This window comes from Microbacterium sp. ARD31, from assembly GCF_031844425.1.
On record NZ_JAUZVE010000118.1, the window covers coordinates 1 to 3,584 of the forward strand.

Annotated in this window: 5 protein-coding genes; 4 read left to right on the forward strand and 1 reads right to left on the reverse strand. The window is 71.0% G+C overall.

Features of this window, described 5'->3' with window-relative positions:
* Positions 1–652: serine/threonine-protein kinase (locus Q9S36_RS51430; RefSeq protein ID WP_311292423.1), on the reverse strand; the 652-nt coding region annotated here is incomplete at its 3' end.
* Between the two features lie 163 nt (positions 653–815).
* Here Q9S36_RS51430 and Q9S36_RS51435 point away from each other — a divergent pair.
* The 4 genes from Q9S36_RS51435 to Q9S36_RS51450 form a co-directional block, all read left to right on the forward strand.
* Positions 816–1,163, forward strand: a complete 348-nt coding sequence (locus Q9S36_RS51435; protein WP_311292424.1) for a metalloregulator ArsR/SmtB family transcription factor — start codon at positions 816–818, stop codon at positions 1,161–1,163.
* Positions 1,164–1,194: 31 nt separating this feature from the next.
* Positions 1,195–1,683 (forward strand): SRPBCC domain-containing protein, encoded by a 489-nt coding sequence (locus Q9S36_RS51440; RefSeq protein WP_311292425.1) that lies wholly within the window; start codon positions 1,195–1,197, stop codon positions 1,681–1,683.
* Between the two features lie 43 nt (positions 1,684–1,726).
* Positions 1,727–2,290, forward strand: a complete 564-nt coding sequence (locus Q9S36_RS51445) for a dihydrofolate reductase family protein (protein WP_311292426.1) — start codon at positions 1,727–1,729, stop codon at positions 2,288–2,290.
* A gap of 27 nt (positions 2,291–2,317) precedes the next feature.
* Positions 2,318–3,584: sodium:proton antiporter (locus Q9S36_RS51450; protein WP_311292427.1), on the forward strand; the 1,267-nt coding region annotated here is incomplete at its 3' end.

Genomic DNA, 3,584 nt, shown 5'->3' on the forward strand with positions numbered 1-3,584 from the left:
GCGTACCGCGGTCGAAGGGCCGCTCGCCGGTGAGCATCTCGTGGGCGACGACGCCGAGGGCGTAGAGGTCGCTGGCGCCGGTCGCCTGCTGGCCCACGGCCTGCTCGGGACTGATGTAGTTGGGGGTGCCGAGCATCTCGCCGACGCGGGTGTGCCCGATCGCGTCCATCGCCCGGGCGATGCCGAAGTCGGTCAGCTTCACCAGCCCGTCCTCGCGCACGAGGATGTTGGCGGGCTTGACGTCACGGTGCACCACCCCCGCCTCGTGGGCGGTCCCGAGGGCGAGCGCGGCCTGCCCGAGGACGGACCGGACCGTGTCGGCCTGCAGCGGGCCCTGCTCGCGCAGGATCGCCGAGAGCGGCAGACCCTGCACCAGCTCCATCACGAGGTAGGTGAGGTGGTCGTCCTCGCCGTAGTCGAACAGCGTCGTGATGTTCGGGTGCATCAGGGCCGCGGAGTGCAGCGCCTCGTCGCGGAAGCGCTCGGCGAAGATCTCCTCGTTGTCGGGATCGGCGCGCATCACCTTGACGGCGACGCTGCGCTGCAGCACGTCGTCGGTGCCCTGCCAGACGTCGGCCATGCCTCCGGAGGCGATCCGCTCCTCGAGCACGTAGCGGTCCCCGAGACGGAGTCCTGGGACGAGTCTGTGCACTTGGGGGACGCCCCACTTCTGATCGGGAGATGGGTGCGCAAGTGGCACCGACCGGGTGATGCTACTCCGCCCTCGACCGTAAACATGCGTTGTCGCCAACACCCCACACCCCTGCAGGTGAGACCCTTGACAACCTACAACCACTTGGTTGTAGGTTGTGGACATGCGAGAGACGGACGAGGACCGGGCGGACGCCTGGTTCCACGCGCTCGCCGACCGCACCCGCCGCGACATCCTGCGCCGCGTGCTCGCCGGCGAGCACTCCGTCTCCGCCCTCGCGAAGAGCTACGACATGAGCTTCGCGGCGGTGCAGAAGCACGTCGCCGTGCTGGAGCGGGCCGGCCTGCTGACCAAGCGTCGGCAGGGTCGCGAGGCCCTGGCCAGCGGTGACGTCGAGGCCGTGCGGTCCGTGGGCGCGATGCTCGCCGAGCTGGAGGAGCTCTGGCGCGGCCGCATCGCCCGGATGGACGAGCTCCTCGCCGAGGGCCCGGCCGATCGACCCCAGCAGTGACCCACCACCACCGACACGAACGGAACCCGACATGCCCGTCACCGACACCCACCACGACCTCGACACCCGCACCCTGACCATCACCGCCGAGTTCGCCGCGCCGGTCGAGCGCGTGTGGGAGGTCTACGCCGACCCGCGCCAGCTCGAGCGCATCTGGGGTCCGCCCGGCTGGCCCGCCACCTTCGAGGCGCACGACCTCACCCCGGGTGGACGCATGCACTTCTTCATGACCAGCCCCGACGGCGAGAAGTACTACAACTTCTGGGAGGTCGTCGAGGTCGACGCACCGCACGGCTTCCGGTTCCGCGACGGCTTCGCCCTCGACGAGACCTACGCCCCCAACCCCTCCATGCCGCAGTCGTCGCAGACCTACACCTTCACGGAGGTCGACGGCGGCACCCGGGCGACCTACGTCTCCACCTACGAGTCCGCGGAGGCGCTGCAGCAGGTGCTCGCCATGGGCGTCGTCGAGGGCGCCTCCGGAGCCATCAACCAGGTCGACGACCTGCTCGCCGCCTGACCACCCACCCACGGATCCCGACCACCACCCGAGAGGCACCGCCATGCGACCCATCGTCGTGACCGAGTTCATCACCCTCGACGGCATCGTCGACTCCCCCGGCGGCGGCGAGCACCCGCACGCCGGCTGGACCTTCAAGGACGTCGCCTTCGAAGAGGCCGCCTACGACGTCAAGGGCCGCGAGACCGAGGAGGCCAGCGCGCTCCTGCTCGGCCGGCAGTCCTACGACGAGTTCGCCCCGGTCTGGCCCTCCATGGAGGAGTTCACGACCTACAACGCGATGCCGAAGTACGTCGTGTCCACCACGCTCGAGGGCGACACCGCCCCGTGGGGCGAGGGCCACGTCGACGTGCTCCGCTCCCTCGACGACGTCGCGGCGCTGAAGCAGACCGACGGCGGCGAGATCCACGTCCACGGCAGCCCGACGCTCGCCCAGGGCCTGGCCCGCGCGGGCCTCGTCGACCGCTACACGCTGCTGGTCTTCCCTCTCCTCCTCGGCAGCGGCAAGCGCCTGTTCGCCGAGGGTGACAAGACCCGGCTGTCCCTGGTCGAGCACGCGGCGTACGCCAACGGCATCACCCTGCAGCGCTACGACGTGGTGCGCTGAGCGCATCACCGGTGCGAGGATCCCCGGGTGGAACTCGCCCTGCTGCTCGTCTCGATGGCGGCGGTCGTGCTGGCCGCGACCGCCGTCAGCGAACGCCTGCACGTCCCCGCGCCGCTGATCCTCGTCCTCGTCGGCGCCGCGGCGTCGTACGTCCCCGGCGTGCCGACCATCCACCTCGAGTCCGAGGTCGTGCTGCTCGGCCTGCTGCCGCCCCTGCTCTACGCGGCGGCGATCCAGACCTCCCTGGTCGACTTCAACGCCAACCGCGGCACGATCCTGCGGCTCTCGGTGCTCCTCGTCGTGGTGACCTCCCTGGCGGTCGCCGCGGTCGTCGAGTGGCTGGTGCCCGACCTCGGGTGGGCCGCGGCGATCGCGATCGGCGCGGTGGTCGCCCCGCCCGACGCCGTGGCCGCCACGGCGGTCGCCCGGCGGATCGGCCTGCCCAGGCGGGTGGTCACCATCCTCGAGGGCGAGTCGCTGCTCAACGACGCCACCGCGCTGGTCACCCTGCGCACCGCCGTCGCCGCGCTCTCCGGCGGCGTCGCCCTGGCCGAGGTCGGCATCGACTTCGTGCGCGCAGCCGGCGGCGGCGTGCTGATCGGCGTCGCGTTCTTCCTGCTCGTGGCCTGGCTGCGCAAGCGGATCACCGATCCGCTGATGGACACCGCGATCTCCTTCCTGACGCCGTTCGCCGCCTTCGTGGCCGCCGAGGAGATCCACGCCTCGGGCGTGATCTCGGTCGTGGTCGCCGGCCTGTTGCTCGGCCACAAGGCGCCGATCATCCAGACCGCGCAGTCGCGGATCACCGAGCGCATCACCTGGCGCACGGTCGCCTTCGTCCTGGAGAACACCGTCTTCCTGCTCATCGGCCTCCAGCTCGACTGGATCCTCGAGGACGTGAGCGAGTCGACCCTCTCGACCGGCCGCATCGCGCTGGTGTGCCTGGCGACCCTCGCGACGGTCATCGTCGTCCGTCTCGTCTACATGTACGTCACCTGGGTCTTGCGCCGCTCGAACCCGATCCCGCCGGCGTGGACCTTCCTCATCGGCTGGGCGGGCATGCGCGGCGTGGTCACCCTTGCTGCCGCCTTCGTCATCCCCGAGGACGCGCCGCACCGCGAGGTGCTGCTGCTGGTCGCCTTCACGGTGGTGGCCGGGACGCTGTTCCTCCAGGGGCTGTCGCTGCCGCTGATGACCCGCCTCCTCGACGTACCCCCTCCGGACCCGGCCGAGGACGCCCTCGCGCGCGCCGCCCTCCTCCAGCAAGCGGCGGACGCCGGCCTCGCGAAGCTCG